Source organism: Actinomadura napierensis (assembly GCF_039529375.1).
Lineage (GTDB): Bacteria > Actinomycetota > Actinomycetes > Streptosporangiales > Streptosporangiaceae > Spirillospora > Spirillospora napierensis.
The window spans coordinates 1-841 of sequence record NZ_BAAAMR010000285.1 but is presented as its reverse complement, the minus strand read 5'-3'; the positions used below and the strand labels follow the sequence as shown (position 1 = coordinate 841).

The window sequence follows — 841 nt, the reverse complement described above, 5'->3', positions numbered from 1 at the left end:
GATTAAAACCGGAATAGTTACAAGCTGTGCAATACCACATAACCATTTATAGGTCTGATTACGAGGGTTATCTTGTCCAATTTGGCTATCAAATAAAGTAGGTTCAGGCTGCTCTAACATGAGTGCAGCAATCGCGCCTACTCTTCTCGCTTGATATAAGTTTTGAATGGTCAGATGGCTATATTCCGCATGCTCACGCAGATTTGAAATTAAAACAGCAGCGAGTAGTGAATGCCCGCCTAAATCATCGAAGAAATCTGAATCGAGTTTAATCGGCATGTTCGGGAACAAGCGATTCAAAATTTCAAATAGGATTTCTTCGGCCGGGTTCTGTGGCTGGTCAGATTCACTGCGATCTACCACACTTGTGAGCGGTCTTGCTTTTAAAGCTTTACGGTCAATTTTCCCGGATAATAGACGTGGAACTTCTTCAATAATCTCAAAACGATTTGGCACCATATAAGGCGGTAATCGCTGACTCAAGTTATGCCGTAGTCCTTTAATTTCTATAGCTTGCTTTGCATCAATTTCTGGCGCAATAAACGCAATAAGTTGATCAATGCCGTCTTCAGGACGAAGAATAACGGCTGCCGTACCAATTCCATCAATATCGCAAAGCGCAGCTTCGATCTCGCCAAGCTCTACACGGAAACCACGGATTTTAACTTGGTCATCGGCACGACCTAAACAGTGTACTTGACCAAACTCATCATTTTTAGCCAAATCCCCAGTACGGTAGAGTAATTCTTCCTCTACACTCATTGCCCAAGGGTTTTCAATAAACTTATCTGCGGTTAAATCAGGACGTCCTAAATAGCCTTGTGCCACACTTGGACCAAAA

General features: G+C 42.7%; 1 protein-coding gene. It reads right to left on the bottom strand.

From position 1 onward, the window contains the following. The coding region (locus tag ABD296_RS49465) for a non-ribosomal peptide synthetase (protein ID WP_344285493.1) at positions 1-841 on the bottom strand (841 nt) is incomplete at both ends.